At 43.1% G+C, this 19,112-nt stretch carries 17 protein-coding genes; 8 read left to right on the forward strand and 9 right to left on the reverse strand.

Translation table 11 applies throughout. The features are described 5' to 3' along the window. Positions 1-96: 96 nt before the first annotated feature. Positions 97-420 carry a hypothetical protein gene (locus FE810_RS16400; RefSeq protein ID WP_138321657.1) on the forward strand — a complete coding sequence of 108 codons (324 nt, stop codon included), beginning with the start codon at positions 97-99 and terminating at the stop codon, positions 418-420. Between the two features lie 428 nt (positions 421-848). Here FE810_RS16400 and FE810_RS16405 read toward each other — a convergent pair whose 3' ends face one another. Then, the gene (locus FE810_RS16405) at positions 849-1,397 is read right to left on the reverse strand and encodes a cupin domain-containing protein (RefSeq protein ID WP_138321659.1); all 549 of its coding nucleotides are present in this window, start codon (positions 1,395-1,397) and stop codon (positions 849-851) included. A 376-nt stretch (positions 1,398-1,773) separates the two neighbouring features. Between FE810_RS16405 and FE810_RS16410 the strand changes: the two genes are divergently transcribed. Together FE810_RS16410 and FE810_RS16415 are read left to right on the forward strand one after the other, a co-directional pair. Next, complete coding sequence (locus tag FE810_RS16410; RefSeq protein ID WP_138321661.1) at positions 1,774-3,057, forward strand: NAD(P)/FAD-dependent oxidoreductase; 1,284 nt, start codon at positions 1,774-1,776, stop codon at positions 3,055-3,057. Positions 3,058-3,129: 72 nt separating this feature from the next. Continuing rightward, positions 3,130-4,845 carry an amidohydrolase gene (locus FE810_RS16415; protein WP_138321663.1) on the forward strand — a complete coding sequence of 572 codons (1,716 nt, stop codon included), beginning with the start codon at positions 3,130-3,132 and terminating at the stop codon, positions 4,843-4,845. A 57-nt stretch (positions 4,846-4,902) separates the two neighbouring features. Here FE810_RS16415 and FE810_RS16420 read toward each other — a convergent pair whose 3' ends face one another. From FE810_RS16420 to FE810_RS16440, 5 genes are all read right to left on the reverse strand, one after another. Beyond that, positions 4,903-5,781 (reverse strand): hypothetical protein, encoded by an 879-nt coding sequence (locus tag FE810_RS16420; protein WP_212744528.1) that lies wholly within the window; start codon positions 5,779-5,781, stop codon positions 4,903-4,905. A 232-nt stretch (positions 5,782-6,013) separates the two neighbouring features. Then, the gene (locus tag FE810_RS16425; RefSeq protein WP_138321665.1) at positions 6,014-7,387 is read right to left on the reverse strand and encodes an aspartate aminotransferase family protein; all 1,374 of its coding nucleotides are present in this window, start codon (positions 7,385-7,387) and stop codon (positions 6,014-6,016) included. 13 nt (positions 7,388-7,400) lie between these two features. Beyond that, the gene (locus tag FE810_RS16430; RefSeq protein ID WP_138321667.1) at positions 7,401-8,744 is read right to left on the reverse strand and encodes a glutamine synthetase family protein; all 1,344 of its coding nucleotides are present in this window, start codon (positions 8,742-8,744) and stop codon (positions 7,401-7,403) included. Then, on the reverse strand, positions 8,737-9,522 hold the full coding sequence (locus FE810_RS16435) for a gamma-glutamyl-gamma-aminobutyrate hydrolase family protein (RefSeq protein ID WP_138321669.1): 786 nt from the start codon (positions 9,520-9,522) through the stop codon (positions 8,737-8,739). Before FE810_RS16435 ends, FE810_RS16430 begins: the two co-directional genes overlap by 8 nt. Positions 9,523-9,939: 417 nt before the next feature. After that, complete coding sequence (locus tag FE810_RS16440) at positions 9,940-10,584, reverse strand: TorF family putative porin (RefSeq protein ID WP_138321671.1); 645 nt, start codon at positions 10,582-10,584, stop codon at positions 9,940-9,942. A 288-nt stretch (positions 10,585-10,872) separates the two neighbouring features. Here FE810_RS16440 and rpe point away from each other — a divergent pair, with 288 nt between their 5' ends. Next, positions 10,873-11,550, forward strand: coding sequence for a ribulose-phosphate 3-epimerase (gene rpe / locus FE810_RS16445; protein WP_138321673.1), 678 nt, complete (start codon positions 10,873-10,875; stop codon positions 11,548-11,550). A 44-nt stretch (positions 11,551-11,594) separates the two neighbouring features. After that, positions 11,595-12,599 carry a tryptophan--tRNA ligase gene (gene trpS / locus FE810_RS16450; protein WP_138321675.1) on the forward strand — a complete coding sequence of 335 codons (1,005 nt, stop codon included), beginning with the start codon at positions 11,595-11,597 and terminating at the stop codon, positions 12,597-12,599. Positions 12,600-12,696: 97 nt separating this feature from the next. Here the strand turns inward: trpS and FE810_RS16455 are convergent, their stop codons facing one another. Together FE810_RS16455 and FE810_RS16460 are read right to left on the reverse strand one after the other, a co-directional pair. After that, the gene (locus FE810_RS16455) at positions 12,697-13,674 is read right to left on the reverse strand and encodes an FHA domain-containing protein (RefSeq protein WP_138321677.1); all 978 of its coding nucleotides are present in this window, start codon (positions 13,672-13,674) and stop codon (positions 12,697-12,699) included. Continuing rightward, positions 13,665-14,918, reverse strand: a complete 1,254-nt coding sequence (locus FE810_RS16460) for a S1 family peptidase (protein WP_138321679.1) — start codon at positions 14,916-14,918, stop codon at positions 13,665-13,667. Before FE810_RS16460 ends, FE810_RS16455 begins: the two co-directional genes overlap by 10 nt. 334 nt (positions 14,919-15,252) lie before the next feature. Here FE810_RS16460 and FE810_RS16465 point away from each other — a divergent pair, with 334 nt between their 5' ends. The 3 genes from FE810_RS16465 to FE810_RS16475 all read left to right on the forward strand — a co-directional run bounded on the left by FE810_RS16465 (position 15,253) and on the right by FE810_RS16475 (position 18,460). Next, positions 15,253-15,651 carry a hypothetical protein gene (locus tag FE810_RS16465; RefSeq protein ID WP_138321681.1) on the forward strand — a complete coding sequence of 133 codons (399 nt, stop codon included), beginning with the start codon at positions 15,253-15,255 and terminating at the stop codon, positions 15,649-15,651. A 459-nt stretch (positions 15,652-16,110) separates the two neighbouring features. Continuing rightward, complete coding sequence (locus FE810_RS16470) at positions 16,111-17,928, forward strand: S8 family serine peptidase (RefSeq protein WP_138321683.1); 1,818 nt, start codon at positions 16,111-16,113, stop codon at positions 17,926-17,928. Positions 17,929-18,076: 148 nt separating this feature from the next. Beyond that, a complete protein-coding gene (locus tag FE810_RS16475) occupies positions 18,077-18,460 on the forward strand; it encodes an MmcQ/YjbR family DNA-binding protein (protein WP_138321685.1) in 384 nt (127 codons plus the stop codon). A 32-nt stretch (positions 18,461-18,492) separates the two neighbouring features. On the opposite strand, the gene FE810_RS16480 is transcribed toward FE810_RS16475, so the two are convergent. Beyond that, positions 18,493-18,903: a hypothetical protein gene (locus FE810_RS16480; RefSeq protein ID WP_138321687.1), complete on the reverse strand. Its 411-nt coding sequence runs from the start codon at positions 18,901-18,903 to the stop codon at positions 18,493-18,495. Between the last annotated feature and the right edge of the window lie 209 nt (positions 18,904-19,112).

Raw genomic sequence — 19,112 nt, forward strand, 5'->3', positions numbered from 1 at the left:
TTGATTTACCACTTGTAGACGATTAATAAATGACATAGTTTTTCAGTTAAGTGGACGTCTTTAACGAGCGAGCTAGAGACATAGAGAAAAGGAATCATGCAACCAACTCATAGCCATCCATTATCAATACCGTTATTGGTTTTAGCTGTAGTACCAGCTATCGCGATAATCGCTTGGCCAGTTTCCTTATTTATGTCCGTTTTTATTTTTGACGCACCTGGTTCAGACAAAAATATAGCGAATTGGGTTATTCTCTTAATCATGCTTACATATCCTGTCCCAAGTTATGTTGGCTTCAAAATGGCGAAGCATGGTCATGAGACAGCAGATTTAAAAGTGTGCTTTACAGGCTGTTTATTGGCTTATAGTCTTGTTCCTATTTTTTATTTAGCGTCGCTGTTCAGCCCTTTCTTCAGTTAATTAAGAATAGTTTTTGAATAACAATATACGGTTACTTTAGCCCTCAAAAATCATCGTATATTAGCAATTGCTAACGGACCGAGTTTGGCACATAGCCGCCGTTCAATCGGTGACGATAGATTCCCTGTAGTGTCAGGGAATGACGCGAGGTTAGGTTGCATGAATCGACAGCCAGTTCCAGACGCTGTCGACATACCTATATCCATATAGGCAACTCGAAACAGCGTGTACTCGGAGCTGATGACATCAGCGTACTCAAAGCGACGTTTTTCGTCGCGGGTACAGAATTTCAGTTCCTGACAAATTCTGCATACCAACGTCCATGTCGGCAACCCGGAACAATCTTTGATTGTGTACTCTAAATGACGTTTTCTGTCACGTGCCCGAAGTATCATTTATGATATGTACTCAGGAAACCCCAGTTCCCACTAGAAATTCCCAGGCGTCGTCGCACTTACAATTTTGCACACTTTCTTGTAGGGGTTACGGAAGCGATGGGGTTGATTGTTATCGAAATAATAACTGTCATTCTTACCTAAAATATAGACTTCGTTGCCGACGGTTAATTCAATTTTACCTTCTACAATATAGCCACCTTCTTCCGCATCGTTTTGCAGCATTTCTTCTCCGGTATCGGAATTTGGCGGGTAGGTTTCGATAAGAAAGGTCATTTGTCGACGCGGAAACGCCTTACCCACCAGACTCATAAGAATATCACCGGTACCAATTTCCATTAATTCGTCCGGGTTATAGACAACTTGCTGAGTTTTTTCTGAATGGAGCTCTTCTGAGAAGAAATCGACGAGCGAGACCGGAATACCATTTAACACTTTTTTCAAAGAGCTGATTGATGGGCTAACGCTATTTTTCTCAATCATGGAGATGGTACTGTTTGTGACGCCAGCGCGTTTTGCCAGTTCACGTTGTGACAGATTATTTAAAATGCGCACAGCTTTGAGTCTTGCACCAACGTCCATTCCTATTCCTTATTTGTGCTTTGAGGAGTTATTGTCAGGTCACAGACCCTAATATATCGGTGTAAAAAAAATAAAGCAATTGTGTTCAATATTTCAAAGCGAGCGCAATGCCTCGGATTACTGTTTAGTCCTGCATGATTGCGAAACAGAGCAAGAGATAATGTATGCAACAGTGACGAACAGCTAGGCGATTGCAAGGTTCGAATCGTGTATATTTTGAGCGTTAATAATTTGTCTGAAAAACAACTCAAAAAGATAAGCAGCTGTGCTTATTTTAGTCGATGTTAGGGGGATTCTTCGGTACTATATGTTAAATATAGTTTACGCAAGTGATTGTTAAATCGCACATCCAGTTAAGACATGGTGATATTGAACAATGGCGACATATAGTAATGGCGATGCAAATTCTTACTATCAATACAGTAAGAAACATCCAATTCGGTTTCCACAATTACAGCAAAACCTGGCGGTCGATATTTGCATTATCGGTGGTGGTTTTACTGGCGTAGCCAGTGCGGTCGAATTATCTGAACGTGGTTATTCCGTGGCAGTATTAGAAGCCAACACGATAGGATGGGGCGCATCCGGTCGGAATGGCGGGCAACTGATCCGTGGTATTGGTCATGACCTCAATAAATTTAAATCTCAAATTGGCCAGGAGGGGATTGATTTAATTGCTGGGTTTGGTATCGAATCATTGCAGGTTGTTAAAAACAGGATAGAAAAATATCACATCGATTGTGACCTAAAGCTCGGTTATTGCGATATTGCGAATCAGTCAAAACATATTAAATATCTGCAACAAAGCTACGAACAATTACAGCAAAGTGGCTACCCTCATCAGATTAAATTTCTGGATGAACGGCAAGTACAACAGCAGGTTATCGGGTCGACAACGGCGCTTGCCGGTCTTGTGGATATGGGCAGTGGCCACTTGCACCCGTTAAACTTGTGTCTTGGCGAGGCGATTGCGGCACAACAAAATGGTGCTCAGATTTTTGAACAATCGCCCGTTAAATCCGTGCGCTTCGGTGATACCCATCAAATTTGTACCGCCCAGGGCCACGTCAGTGCAAAGACACTGATTTACGGGTGTAACGCCTATTTGCATAATCTCGAGCCGAAACTTACCGGCAAAGTGCTGCCTGCCGGAAGCTATATCATCGCCACGGAACAACTGCCAAAAAGCGTTTGTGAGCAGTTACTTCCCAGTGATTATGCGATTTGTGATCAACGTGTCGATCTCGACTACTTCCGATTATCGGCCGATAGTCGCATGTTATTTGGTGGCCTTTGTCATTATTCAGGACGGGATCCACACAGTATCGAAGCTGTACTCAGACCGAAAATGACTCAGGTTTTCCCGCAATTGGCGCAAGCAAAGATCGAATTTCAGTGGGGAGGGATGATAGGGATTGGTGCGAATCGATTGCCGCAAATCGGGCGGCTGCAAAACAATGTTTATTATGCCCAGGGGTATGCTGGCCATGGCATTAACGTCACCCATATGGCAGCAAAACTAATCGCGGAACACATTCATGGCGATTCGCAACGCATGCAGGTATTCGAGCAGGTAAAACATATGCGATTTTTCGGTGGCAAGTATTTACGTTCGCCATTATTCGCGCTAGGAATGATGTATCACAAAATGTTCGGTTAACGCTTCCTGAGCAATAACCAACAAAAGTTTAAGTACAAAAACACGCACAACAATAACAATAAGGAACAAAGGATGAGAACGAGCATAGTTATAGCCGGTTTATTGGCGCTACTCGCCGGTTGCAGTCAATCGGATAGCGAGCCGCCAACAGTGATTGCCGATAGAGTCTTTATTGGCAAGCATATCTATACGGTTGATGAACAAAATGCCTGGGCGCAGAGCATTGCCGTTAAGGATGGTAAGATAATTTTTGTTGGTGATAAGCAAAACGTCGAAAATTACATTGGCGAAACTACCGACGTACAACAACTTGGCGACAATATGCTGTTACCCGGATTTATCGACTCGCATGCGCATCCGGTAATGGGGGGCGCGTATATACGTAGTTTGTCTTTGGATACCTTTGCAGGCCCAGAACGTTGGTATCAGCAAATTGAGGAATATTCGCAGCAGCATCAGGATGATGAGGTTTTATTTGGATATGGTTTTCTTGCCAGTGCGTTTGGCTCTGATGGCCCATCAAAGCAGCGCCTTGATGAGATTGTCGCCGACAAACCCATATTGATTGTGGATGAAGGGTTTCATGGTGGATGGGTCAATTCAAAAGCGTTAGAGATGTTAGGTGTTGACGCCAATACGCCGGATCCAGTCCCGGGATTTAGCTACTACAAACGTGATGTTGATAATCAGCCTACAGGATATCTGCTCGAAGATACGGCGATGGATGCGGTCGCGAAACTGGGTATTATTACCGCCGACAGTGTCGCGTTAGGAACTGGCGATGTGATTGACATTATGAATAGTTACGGGATCACCTCAGTTTTTGATGCTGGCGCCATGGATGTCGATAATGTGCAGTTATCTGTTCTGGAAAACCTTGCACAGAATCAGCAGTTAACGGTGCGCTATATCGGTGCTCATATGGTTAACTCGCAGGAACATTTTGCCACAGGGGTGGATAGAGCGATTGCAAAGCGTTCGCAATCGAAAGGTGATGGTTATCACATTAACATGCTGAAAATTATGAATGATGGCACTATCGAGGGAAAGACCGCTGCTATGCATGAAGATTATCAGGGAGAACCTGGTAATCGTGGTGAAACAGTATTTAGTGAACCGCAAATGGTGCAATTACTGTCTCAGGCAACAGAGGCGGAAATGGATGTCCATATTCATGCGTTAGGCGAGCGGGCAATTACTCAGGCTCTCAATGCGATTGAAACCGTAAAGCACTCGTTTCCTCAACACAGCAACCGCTTTACAATTTGCCATGTCCAGGTGATGACCGATACGGATGTTGAACGTTTTGCAAGTTTAGGGGTTATCGCCCAAAGCACGCCTTTGTGGGCTTCCTATGATGAATATGGTAAAGAATTTGTCAGCAGCGACCAGTTCAATCGCTATTTTCGTTTCAATAGTTTGAGCAAAGCCGGTGTTATATTATCGTTTGGTAGTGATTTTCCTGCCACTGGCGCGGGAAGTCTTGGTATGTCACCGATTTTTAATATGGAAATTGGTCACACCCGGAAAACTCCGGGAGAGCCCGATGCCAAAGTTCAACCGAATAAAAATGAAAGCCTGGATATTGCCAGTTTGATCAAAGGCTATACCCTGGGTTCAGCGTTTCAGCTAAATATGGAAACCCAAATTGGTTCATTAGAGGTTGGCAAAATGGCAGATTTAGTGATTGTCGATAACAACTTGTTTGATGTTCAAGCCGATAAAATCCATCAGGTTAAAGTGCTGGAAACGATTTTGTCCGGCGAGTCTGTTTTTGTAGCTAACTAACGCATGCAAAGTAAAAAACCCCGAATGACTCGGGGTTTTTTAATGTCTTGATAGCAATTATTCGTTAGGGGCATCCGGTGTATCTTGTGCGGTTTCCGCTTGCCACTCAAACACATTCATTTCGATTAGGAAAAATGCTACAAGCCATAAGAATGCATCCCAAAAGTCAATGAAATCGCCTTCAAATCCCCAAAAGATGGCGGCAATCAACAGGATGGAATAAACGATCCCCTTAATTAGATGACTATAGTTTGTCCAAAAGACGCTATTTACCCGTCCAAGTTGAATGCGCACGTCAAGCTCAAGCATAAACACCACAAACAACCAGGCACCGGCATTGATAACATCTACCCAGGCCAATCCTTGTGTCGAGAACATATCATCGCTATTGGTGATCACCTGGATATCAGGATTACTGAACAAGCCTCCTGCGTTGCTAAACGTTTGGCAATTTTCCTGAGTCAAGGGTACATATTCATTCAAGGTGGTCATGTATTGCCAGTTGCCACCTAACGAACACAAGTCGGTAATTGTGGTTACAGAAAAACCATTTAGCAAACCCAGCTTGGTGCAATAGCCATAAAAGGCATAGAGGATAAACAGATAACAGAAAATGCGCACGCCATGTAAAGACCACTTGGTTGCACCATGGATTTTATTGTCTTCCAGAACATAGGTTTCCAGTTCAAACAGTAGCAATAACACTACCCAAGCACCGGTATCTATGGTTGAAGAGAATGCTTCAATGATTGAATTAAACGTAAACCCAGAAGAAAAGGTGACTTGCGCTGCGAGTGACTCTTCTTGAAAAAACAACGCTACGTTGTAGGCAAGTAAGCCGTAAACTAAATATTTAAATGCCTGATAACCCCAGGAATGAAAATGTTTAACAATGGTTTTAGTCATATTCTGGTTCCAAGAACTTTCCGCTGCCATGGTTGCGTTTCCTTTATTTATTTTCTTTTTGGAAACGTCCAACAGTCACTGTTGGACGCGGCAATTATCATATCCAAAGGTAATGTATACCAATTATTATTCATATGAGAGCTAGTCAAAACTCTCAGGAAACTTTACAGGGCTTCCTGAGGTCGGGTGTAGTGCCAACACTTACTGTGTTTGTCTACCCTGTTTAAATTCTAGCCTTTGTTTAATGTAGCCGGATGACAATTTACTTATCAGAGTCCGTAGTACTTATACCATAAAAGTTGGCTGTGTCATCCAGGGTTTTCTTCGCCTTACTAATGAGTTCGTCGATCTCATCTTTAGTAATTACCAATGGTGGAGAAATAATCATGGTATCGCCACATGGACGCATAACCAAACCATTCGCAACCGCAAAGTCCCGACAAATGCCACCGCCCTTACAATCGGCTTCGAGGCGCTCGTTGGTCGACTTATCCTTTACCAGTTCAATCGCAGCGACCATGCCAAGCCCTCTGGCTTCGCCAACGAGCGGGTGGTCTGCTAATTCTTGCCAGCGCTTTTGTAAATAAGGCGAAATCTCGTTTTTAACACGTTCAACAATGCGTTCCTGTTCGAGGATCTCAATGTTTTTAAGCGCAACAGCGGCCGCTACCGGGTGCCCGGAGTAGGTAAAACCATGATTAAAATCGCCTCCTTCTTCAATTAATACATCGGCAACCTTGTCGGAGACGATCACACCGCCAATGGGTTGGTAACCCGAGGACATGCCTTTGGCGATGGTAATTAGATCAGGCTTCAGGTCGAAGTACTGACAGGCAAACCATTCACCCGTGCGGCCAAAGCCAGCAATAACTTCATCAAGAATAAACAGGATGTCATATTTAGCTAAAATGCGTTTAATTTCAGTCCAGTAGGTCTTAGGTGGAATGATAACGCCGCCTGCACCCTGGAAAGGTTCGGCGATAAATGCCGCGACATTTTCTTCGCCAATTTCGAGAATTTTCTGCTCTAATGATTGCGCGGCCTTGATGCCAAAGTCATCCTCAGACATGTCCTGGCCTTCGCCGAACCAGTATGGTTGGTCAACATGGACGATGCCGGGAATCGGTAAATCCCCCTGTTTGTGCATATAGTCCATACCACCAAGACTTGCTCCCGCTACCGTCGAACCATGGTAGGCGTTAGCGCGGCTAATGAAGGTCTTCTTGTTAGGCTGGCCTTTTAAATCCCAGTAGCGTCGGACCATGCGAAAATTGGTATCATTGGCTTCAGAACCCGAACCGGTAAAAAATACCCGATTCATATGCGCCGGTGCCAACTCGGCAATTTTTGAGGCCAACTTGGTTGTTGGGGTGGTGGTCGTTTGAAAAAACAGATTGTAGTAGGGCAATTGGTTCATTTGCTGATGCGCAACGTCCGCCAACTCTTTGCGGCCATAGCCCAAATTAACGCACCAAAGACCTGCCATACCATCGAGAAATTTATTGCCATTACTGTCGTAGAAATAAACACCTTGAGCGCGCTCAATAATACGCGGTCCGGATTTGGCCAGCGCTTTGTTGTCACTAAAAGGCTGAAGGTGATGGGCGTTGTTAAGTTGTTGTAATTCTGATTGCATAGTGATTCTCAACTTACACTGTATTTAGTAAGAATTGTCGTTCCCAGCTGGAAATAACATTTTTATAATTTTCGTAATCGGTTTTTATGGTTTCGGTAAACCCCTGAACAAAACGCTCACCCAAATACTCATTAACTTTTGCACTGTTTATCATTCGGGATAATGCCGAATCGATATTTAGCGGTAAAGCTGTTGAACGGGTTTTGTTGCATTTGGTTAATGTCTGTTCGGAAGGCTCAATTTTCTCAATCATTCCCAGATAGCCGCACAATAAACTGGCAGCAATGGCCAGGTATGGATTCGAGTCGGCGCCAGGTAATCTGTTTTCAATTCGACGAGCTTGCACTGGCGATTCAGGCACCCGTAATCCAACGGTGCGGTTTTCTAATCCCCATTGCAAATTAACCGGAGCGGCAATGCCAGCTACAAATCGTTTGTAGGAATTTACATTTGGCGCATAGATAGCCATAACGTCAGGTGTATAGGTCTGCAAACCGCCGATATAATGATGAAATAGCTCGGTATCACCCTCTTCGGTGGCAAAGATGTTTTGCCCGGTCGTGGCATCGACGACGCTTTGATGGATGTGCATTGCACTACCCGGTTGCCCACTGATGGGTTTAGCCATAAAGGTGGCGGTAAAACCGTGTTTTTTGGCCGCTTCTTTGACCATGCGCTTAAACACAAAGACCTGATCGGCCATCATCAGCGGATCGCCGTGAACTAAATTAAATTCAAATTGTGCACGGCCTTCTTCATGCACAACTGCATCCAGGCGCAGCTGCATTTGCTCTGCCCATTGGTAGACATCATCAATGAAGGGAGCGAACTCATCGGTGGCTTCGATGCCAAACGATTGTCGGCCGATTTCTTGATAACCTGAACGACCTTGTGGTGGTTGCAAAGGTTGGTTTGGATCGGCACATTTGGCGGTCAGATACAATTCCATTTCCGGAGCGATTATCGGTTGCCAGTTTTGTTGCTGATAAAGTTTCAGAACGTTTTTTAGTACGTTTCGTGGCACCAGATCAAATTCATGACCAAGGTGAGAATATCCGTCGTGGATTATCATGGCGGTCGGTTTCTTCGCCCAAGGCAAAACGTAACAGCCATTTTCAACCGGTTTGAGGATCATATCCATATCCCGCTCATCAATCAGTGAAAACAAGATATTGTCTTCGATAAGATCGCCACTGCCAGCCATCAACATCGCACCTTCTGCCAGTTTCACCTTAGCGCCATCAATAAAGCTGGATACTGGCAGGGTTTTTCCTCGAGCAACACCGGTTTGATCGCTGGTGACACATTGCACTTCTTCAATCTTATGGTCGATTAGCCACTGTTTAATGTTATCCATGGTTATTTTTTACCTGTTGTCGATGTTGGCAAGCTTGTCCAAAAGCAGAAAATAGCTTGCGACTGTATACATTATTGTGAAATTGCCATTCCGGGTGCCATTGTACGGCGATGGCGAAGGCTTGTGCGTCTGTCACGGAAAAAGCTTCGATCAATCCATCCTCTGCTACCGCTTCCGGCAGTAAGGTTGGTGCTAATTGGTCGACGCCTTGAGTATGCAATGAGTTGACTTCGATGGTGTCGCTATCAAATATTGTCTGTAACTGGCCACCGGAATTCAGACGCACCGAATGCGCCAAATCATATTGCTGTGCTAAGGTGAGATTTTTATCTTCCCGGTGTTCAATATATTGCCCCGTTTCATGGAGTTTTTGATGCAAAGTTCCCCCCAGCGCAACGTTCATTTCCTGAAAGCCCCGACAGATCCCTAAAATGGGCACACCGGCAGCTATCGCCATATTAATCAAGGGTAGTGTGGTGCTATCGCGATCGGCATCTAGCTTAGTATCTGGGTCGGGTTTCGCCCCGTCATAATGCTCAGGATTCACCATGGAATAGCCGCCAGTCAGCAAAACCCCATCCAGCGTAGTAACGAGTTGATTTAATTGCTCTAGGTTGCCAAGTGCTGGGATTAATACGGGCGTGCATTTACTGCCATCAACAACCGCATTAATATACTTATGGCCCGCTATATGAAATGGATGTGGACCTATTATTTCCAAATCACAAACGACACCAACCATCGGGTTGGGAAGATGGTGAGTTCCGGTATTCGTCATAACGTGTTAATTCAGTATCTAAGTGTTCGATTTAATACACACTAACATAGGGTTTCTACTTGAGTCGAGATATTATGTTTAGAAAATAAAACAAAAAAGCATTTTTTTAAAGAAAGTTCACATTTTCCAAAGACGGATATTTGCTTGGTTAATAAGGTGCTTTAAAGCCTAACCTTTATGTCATTATTTTTTACCTAAATAGGCTCAAATGGGAATATGCATCAATCCATGGCGCACTAACGATATGGAAGTCGAAACTCTCGGATTGTCCGGAACAATAAAAGAGGAGGAACTTTAAAGGGATTTATGGAATTTTGTAATATTCGAAAGGTGATATTGCGACAAAGTACATCCATGTACAAAATGCCGGTGGCATTACCCACCGGCTATTATCATTGGGAGAATGATAAACTTTTCTTAGAAAGATTTTCCGATACTAAAAACAAGTGACTCATCGCCTTCACCTGTTTCTAAATCCAGTTCTTCAGAGTTAGCAATAAGTGCAACACCCACGTCAAAACCCGCTACTTCAGCACCATAACCAACTTCAACATAATCACCGTCAAAGTCTTTACCCCATGAACCATACGTTGCATAGAAACCTTCATGTTCTAAAGACAAAGTGAAAAAATCATAGTCAGATTCAGGAATACCTAGGTCAAATTCTTCTTTGTGTTGACCAATATTGTAGGTAGCTGAAAACATGCCAAAGCTAAAGCCAAGGTTAACTTCGTTATAAGCAGAATCAAAATCACCGGTATATTGATAAGAGGTAACGCCAGCGCTAAAACCTAAACCACCGTCTGTTTCGAAACCGTAACCACCATAAAAATCAACTTCGATACCGTCTTGTACGTCTGCAGCCCAAGTACCGACATAAAAACCACCGGCTTCGTAATCCACACCAGCACTGGCAGAAGCCGTATAGGTCTGTGCGATACCACGGAAGAAGTATTGAGACACAAGGCCAACATTACCGCTAATTTCGGCAGCAGCCGAAGTGGAAACTGTCATCATACATGCTGCTGAAATAGCTAGCGCTGCTTTGCTCATTATTTTCATTATCGTTCCTTAGATTTATTTTTACTAAATTGTTGTTATTTAATGTTTATTAACCTAGGAGTTTCAACTATTGTGCCAATTCTAATGTTTCGCCGGTATTTTCTTCCTACACCCCGTATTCTATGAGGTTACAAAAATGTAAGCCTTCGGTTAATCTATCGTTTGGGTGATATAAAGAACTAATGTTGCACTATTTTCGAGCATATCTTTCTTTGATGGTGCAAAGCGTTTTTCTTTTCATTAACCTCGTATTTCGTTAAAGTAGCGCTTGAAATTAAAGGGGGTAGAATGCCAGATTATTTAATTGCACCGTCTATATTGTCGGCGGATTTTGCCCGACTTGGAGAAGACGTATCTAATGTGCTCGATGCCGGTGCCGATGTGGTTCACTTCGATGTCATGGATAACCACTTTGTCCCTAACCTGACGGTAGGGCCTATGGTTTGCAAATCTCTGAGAAACTATGGCATTAGTGCCGTCATTGATGTGCACTTGATGATCGAGCCGGTGGATGCCCTAATACCTCCTTTTGCAAACGCTGGCGCGGACATTATTACGTTTCACCCTGAAGCAAGTCAGGATGTAGCTGCGACTTTAGCGCTTATCAAAGAAAACGGCTGTAAAGCCGGGTTAGTGCTCAATCCATCGACTCCATTAGAACAGGCGATCCCTTTTTTAACACAGATTGACGTATTGTTATTAATGTCGGTCAATCCTGGGTTTGGAGGACAATCCTTTATTCCCGCTACATTGGACAAGATTCGTCAGGCCAGAGCGTTAATTGATAAACAACAATTGTCCATAAAGCTGGAGGTTGATGGGGGCATTAACCTGGATAATATCAGTGATGTGGCAGCAGCAGGAGCGGATATGTTTGTTGCCGGCTCTGCGATATTTGCCAGCAAGGATTATCGCAAAACAATTACCCAGATGCGTTCGGCGTTAACGCAACACGAAAATAGTTAAATTTGATTGAATGGCACGCGCAAGTGCTAATGTGAAGGAAAATTATGTCAAAACCTGTTGTATTAAGTGGCTGTCAGCCATCAGGTGAATTAACCATAGGTAACTATCTTGGCGCACTACGCCAATGGGTTGCGATGCAGGACGATCATCAATGTTTTTATTCATTAGTGGATTTACATGCGATCACGGTACGTCAGGAACCCGAGGCATTGCGCAATGCTTGTCTTGATGGTCTGGCGTTATATCTGGCGTGTGGTGTCGATCACGAAAAAAGCACGATTTTTGTTCAGTCTCATGTGCCCGAGCATTCACAACTTGCCTGGATATTAAATTGTTACACGCAAATGGGTGAGCTGAATCGCATGACTCAGTATAAGGATAAGTCGCAAAAGGCAGAAGCCAATATGAATGCCGGCTTATTTACGTATCCGGTGTTAATGGCTGCCGATATTTTATTGTATCAGGCTGATCGCGTTCCGGTAGGTGATGATCAAAAACAACATCTTGAGTTGGCTCGGGATATTGCGAATCGTTTTAATAATATCTATGGCGATACATTTACTGTGCCTGACCCATATATTCCAGAATTTGGCGCCCGGGTTATGAGCTTGCAAGAGCCCACTAAAAAAATGTCTAAGTCAGATACCAATCCAGGCAACTTCATTGGTTTATTAGAAGATCCAAAGAAAATCACCAAGAAAATTAAGCGTGCAGTGACCGATTCCGACGAACAAGCTCGCATTTATTTTGATGTTCAGGAAAAACCAGGGGTTTCCAACCTATTGTCTTTATTATCCTGTGCGACCGGCCAAACCGTTGAACAACTGGTTCCGGCTTATGAAGATAAGATGTATGGCCATTTAAAAGGGGATGTCGCTGAGGCGGTTGTTGAGATGTTGGCGCCAATTCAGGAAAAGTTCCATCAGTACCGTCAAGATCAGGCATTTCTTAATGAAGTAATGCGAAGTGGTGCTGAAAAAGCATCAGCTCAAGCATCATCGGTGCTATCAAAGGCATATGAAGCGGTAGGCTTTATTGCTCGTCCATAACCTGCGGTAATTCAATTACCGAATATTACGACACTGTAATAACAAAAAAGCCACCAGCACTGCTGGTGGCTTTTTTATTTCACTAAGCTAACGCGGATTAATCATCACGCTTTTTGTTCGCAGCTTCCTTGGCCTTAGTAAATAGCTCGTCACTTCGATTTACATAAGCTTCGCTAGTTTCACCTGAAGAAAGCAAGAATCCTGGAGTCATGATTTGCGCATTGTACTCAGGATACGGATTAAATTCTGGTTCATCACCCGCACTGATCAATAACACGCCACCGTAGACTAATGCCGTTAAGCCGGCAGCAAACTTAAAGCGCCGTGCTGGCTTTTGATGCAAGGCAATATAGAAGTTAAACCATAGTAAGATAAAGGTTAGCACCACGGCCATTGCAAATATCAGCCATTCGACAGAAATGGCATCGGATGTGTTAAAACCAAATAAGGCTTCGAAAAAGTCCGCCACCCAAAACAAGCTGACAATAATAAACGTCACCCCGATTTGGCTTCGAAGTCGGGCTTCATGCTTGTTAATAAACGCAATGAAGGCAAAAATTAATGCCCAAATTGGGATCACCAGGCTTTCCAGTAAGGAATCCATAAAGAGCTTCGAATAGGAAATCTCACGAACATCAATACTGATGTAATTAAAGAAGGCGCTGATCAAGGTGTATGCTGCAATTAACCCTAGAATTACCCACCATTGGCCACTAAATTCAACAAAGTGCTCCATCCGCGAGAATTTTACACTGTGTGCTACAGGATGGGTTGGCGACAAAAACTTTAACAGGCTTTTACCGACGCGGATCACATCACCAGAATTCAATTTTTGCTCTTGCACCATTGGCTTGCCAGAACCATTAACACTGCCATTGAGCGTCTGTAAATCCTTGACATACCATTGCTGCTCTTCATTATCAAAGCGCAATTGCAGGTGTTCCGCGCATACATGAGGGTCGGAAAGAATCAGATCGTTTTGATAACCACGTCCTATCTGTAGGGAATCTCCCTGGTATTTATGACGACCTATCAGTTTATTTGCACGACTGATTTCTTCAATGATTAATTCCATTGGCTCGCCTCCATAAAACGCTTGGTAAAGGATTGAGCCAAGGTTTGGTTCACACCAGCGAGGGTGAAATGACTAACCAATGCTTGATTAGTTTGATCGACTGAAGCCGCTAAAAACATAATGTCATACAGGCCTTTATATTTTTTATATGCGCGTACACACATGATCGATTTATTGGTCAGTTTGTTATTACTGTTACTGGTGATGTCATGTTGACATTCAAATTCAGTAACATCTTCTTTGCCCGCCTGGTTATCAGCCGCAGCCTGAGTGATCGATGCTTTATAATTTTGATAAAAACGCCAGGTACTAATGTCATCGCCTTCAAAGTAATGAAACTCCATCGACACTTTACCGGTACTAAAACTATCAGAAATATAGACGCTCTCTTCCATCTGACATTGGGTTATCGCTTGAAATAGCAGATCATCTGGACGATCGGCATTGGAATTACCCCAGCAACGAATAAAGTCCACGCCCGTCTGCGGAATGCTGGCTTTAGCAAACGATTTGCTTTCCCATGGGGTGGCAAGAATGGAGGTAATTAGCTTACTTTGGTTTGCTTCGAGTTGCTCAGTGATCTGTTCACTAATGGTTTTTTCAACTTGAACATCAAACTGATTGATTAATTGCGCGAGTTTGCCATGGGGGATCAAAAAACCAATTTGGTTACCCGACGTCGCAACGTTAACGCCGACAACATCACCTGCGGCATTGACAACCGGTCCACCGCTCATTCCAGGGTTTACCGAACCGGTGAAGTGAATGCGATCGTTGAACGCTTCTTTCTTCAGGCCATTGTATGTCCCGGGAACGACTATCATCCCGAGATCATGGGGATTACCCAGAGAATACAGTTGCTCACCTTTTTGTGGGGTTTGTTCGGAAACAATAAAATGCAGCGGTTGCGGATTGTCTTCATGTAAAACAATGGCGAGATCATTAATCACATCGACAGTTTGCAAATTCAATTGCCCAGTCTTTCCTTCGTGATCTTCAAATTCAATAATGTATTTTTCAGGGTGTTGGGCGTAACCTGAAATCACATGATAATTGGTGGCAATATAGCCATTTTCACCAATTTGAAATCCACTCCCTATTCCGGATTTTTCACCGGTTGCCTTGTCGATAATTCGAATTTGATAGAGGGCAGGTGCCATATCGGCAAAGATTTGCTCAGCATTTTCATTGGCTCTGCTGAGCGTACTGCTTAATATCAGCAATAGCAGAACGACTACTCGCATTCTTTTTCCTTGATAATTGTTTCAGGTATTGTGCCATTAATATGCAGGCCTGCAAAGATGATAATTTTTGCTGAAAAAATGCTCTTTTCAAAAAAAAATGAATTTTTTTTATTTCTGTTGGTCTACAAGCTTACAAGGGGCAGTTGCGCGATAAATCTACGTAGTAACCACCTGAATTTTTACAAAATACTAGCAAATTTAATGAAATTATTTATTCACATTTTTACGATTTGATGCCATATTTGTTTCTTTTTTGCGCGCGCTATTGTATTTTTGTACAAATAAAGTTCACGTCTAAGTCCCCTTGAATAACAATAAAGTGGTTGGAGTATTCATGAAATATACCCTGAGTTTTGGCTATATAAATATCATTAGCGACAATATCGCGGAAATTTTGGTGGACGAAGGTGTCGTAATGACATTGGAGATGTGTGAGGAATATGACGAGTTTCTACTGAGTCACTTTCATGGCCCGTTTGCGGTTTTAGTCAATCGTATCCACAACTATACGATGACTTTTGAAACTCGATTACATATCGCTTCCCATGAGGATTTGGTGGCAATCGGTGTCGTTTCATACACCAAACAAGATTCTGAAGATGTAGAGAAACTGGTAGAGTTACGAAAAGTTGATAAGCTAAATTTGCGCGAATTTCATGGCCTGGATATGGGACGCGGTAAAGCGTTAGCCTGGCTTGAACGAGAGTTATCAACGGTGTATTCGGACATCTGATTGACCATTGTAAATTTGAATTGAATATGAAAAGCGCTGATATCAGCGCTTTTTTTATACACCGTCGTTTAACGGCATGGTTAGCTGTATATTGCATAGGCCAATTTCTGAGGGCTATTGTCCATTTGTGCATCGGTATAGATAATTGGTCTGACACCTCATTTTAAATTTTTTGTCATCGCAACATGGTTTTTAACGTAAATTGCATATCGACGTTAATCACGTGATACCTAGGTTATTCTCAATGCAATTATCCTATCTCTCGATTACCAAAAAAGTTCTTTACACCTAGAAATAGTCATTTTTTTCATATAGTTACATTTTTATATTTTCGTCACCTTATAGAGTTTGTATTATTTTTGAGCTAAGGTGAGTTTACTTTGACATGAATATGCGGTTTTCAAAGTTAGCCCCATAAAACAACAATTTTAAATTTAAGTTAATTTAAGGAATGTCGTCATGTTTAAAAAGTTTACTGTGTCCGCAATCGGACTTTCGGTGCTAAGTGCATTGAGCACTGCGGCACATGCCGAACGCGTAATCATTCAGGTTGATAACCCAAATAAAGGTGTAGTAAAGGCCCTAGCTAAGCAACTTGGTGGTGAAATTAAAGTTGATGGTAAGAATTTCATCGCTGCAGATTTTGCTGGGAAGGGTGTATCTGAAATTCGTGGATTGTTAAATAACCCGCATGTAAAACTGGTAGAAGTGGATCAAAAGCGTAAGCTTTTTTCGGCTTACACTGATGATGCTGGCAACCCGGAAGTTGAACAATTAACGCCTTACGCCGTGTATCAATCGCAAGCCGATCAAGTAAATTATAATGCCTCTTCAGCGATGAAAGTTTGTGTTATCGATTCCGGCCTGGATATCGGTAATAACGACTTTAACTGGGTCGATATTACCGGGGATAATGATCCTGGTACTGGCAATTGGTTCGATGCAGGCACTGCGCACGGTACTCATGTTGCCGGCACCGTAGGTGCTGCTGATAATAACTTCGGTGTTGTCGGTATGGCGCCGGGGGTGCCCATGCATATCATAAAAGTGTTTAATGCAGACGGTTGGGGCTATTCATCAGATTTGGCTCAGGCAGCCGACCTTTGTGCTCAGGCAGGCGCGAACATTATTAATATGAGTCTCGGTGGCGGCGGCACCAGCACTGCAGAATCGAACGCCTTTGAAAATTTTGTTGCTAATGGTGGTTTAGTGGTTGCCGCTGCGGGTAACGATGGTAATGCCATTCGCTCATATCCTGCAGGTTATACCTCAGTAATGATGATAGGTGCTAATGATGCCGATAATAATATTGCTGATTTCTCTCAGTTCCCAAGCTGTGAAACTGGTCGCGGTAAAAATGTTCGTAACGAAGAAACTATTTGTGTTGAGGTAACCGCTGGTGGTGTAGATACGTTATCTACTTACCCTGCAGGTACTGCGGCAGCGAGTACTGTGTCTTTAGATGGCAGTGGTTATGCATCTTCAGGTATGGAAAACTTTGGTAGTGCTTCTGGTGCAACTTACTTTATGGGTACAGCTGAGGCGGTTGACGCTGGCGCAGCTGGTAAAGTCTGTTTGATTGATCGTGGCAATATCAGCTTTTTTGATAAAGCTAAAAACTGTGAAGATTCAGGTGGTGTTGGAGCCATTATCATCAATAATGAAGCCGGTATGTTATACGGCACATTGGGAGAAACCAACACAACAACCATTCCTGTCGTGGGCACGGCTTTTGAAGATCGTGCAGCAATCTTAGCAGCGACGAATGCTGATGTTGATATCTTTGCGACCGACTATGGCTATATGAGCGGTACGTCAATGGCAACACCTGCCGTTGCAGGTTTAGCCGCATTAGTTTGGTCTAATTATCCAGAGTGTACTGGCGAAGATATCCGTGCTGCGTTTAAAGCAACAGCGGAAGATTCTGGCGCAGCCGGGAATGATGTTTACTTCGGCTACGGTATCGTAAAAGCCAAAGCGGCTTATGATTATCTTGCGACAAATGTTTGTGGGGAAACCGGTGGTCCTGGTGGCGGTGACATTTCATTAAGTGTTAACGGTTATAAGAGTCGTGGCCTTCAGGTTGTCGATTTGACTTGGCAGGGTACCAGTGCTTCAGATGTTGATGTATACCGTGATGATTCAGTAATTTTCAGCGGTGCTGATTCAGGCGCTTATACCGATAACATCGGTGTTAAAGGTGGCGGTAGCTACACTTATAAGGTCTGTGAGCAAGGTACTTCAACCTGCTCTTCAGACGTAAACGTGGTTTTCTAAGAAAATTTCTTAGAATTTCACCCTAAAAATAAAGGAGCTTCGGCTCCTTTATTTTTAGATAAACGGCATTGAAGAAAACTTATTTTAGCTAAATCTGTGCAGGTAAGATAAGCAGACAGTCAATGCGCCAGTTTCTTAGAGAATTGAGATGACAGAAAATATTCGAAATTACCTGCTTAGCAAACCATTTACTGAAATGCAGTATCCGTTTGGAGTCGGTATCGAAGTGTACAAAGTAAAAGGAAAAATGTTTGCGACCCTGTCGCTCGGGAAAATGGGTAAGGGGGGCGATGGTCGCAAGGCCTATTGGTGGATGAATCTAAAATGCGACCCCGACGAAGCGGTGATGCTTTGCGATATTTTTCCGTCGGTGATCCCCGGCTATCACATGAACAAGCGACTTTGGAATACCGTGATCCTTGATGGCTCAATCCCTCAGGGAGAGATTGAACGGATGATCGATAATTCATTTAATCTGGTGGTGAGTAAAATGTCTCAAAAAGATCAACAGTCGATACGGGTTTACGAATAGATGGTACATCAATCTTATCGCCCAACGATAAGTTAATCTGTTAACATTCCATCTTGAGTTTTGTTAAGCGTCTTAGCAATGTAGGTTTTTACTTTATCGAATTCTTGGGCGACATCTCCCCGAATTTTCGAGAATACGAGGTGATTTCGTTCCTGACTGGCGACAACCGTTAGTAGGTAGTTATCTACGCGAAATCGTTCAAAATCAACTTTGATAAATGTGCCACTTCTGTCAGGGTTAGGCTGTACCGAAACCAGTCCTCTAACATACTCAATGTTTGTCATATTCATATCACGAAAGTAGTCCAACATACTTCTTTCAAATTCTAATTTTGATTCAAGACTAATTAATAGCGTTTTTAATTCCTGATCTTGAATAAGGCCGATATCGCCCGTGGCGATAAGTGATTTATACGTCCCCATTGATGCAATAATACCAATCACATTAAATTATTGCTCACTCAGTGAGAATTTAAAGGCTTTAAGACAAGGCTTTGATTGCAGAGAATGGTTATTCCATTGTCAAAGTCAGTAACGCAGGATAAACGCCTTTAAAACTCACCCGTAGGGAGTTAGTGAGAGGCCCATTTACGGCCCTATATTTCATTAATATAGAATGACTATATCAATAAAATCTATGTTGTAACTGAACC

It is taken from the genome of Thalassotalea litorea, from assembly GCF_005843925.1.
In the GTDB taxonomy this organism is placed as follows: domain Bacteria; phylum Pseudomonadota; class Gammaproteobacteria; order Enterobacterales; family Alteromonadaceae; genus Thalassotalea_A; species Thalassotalea_A litorea_A.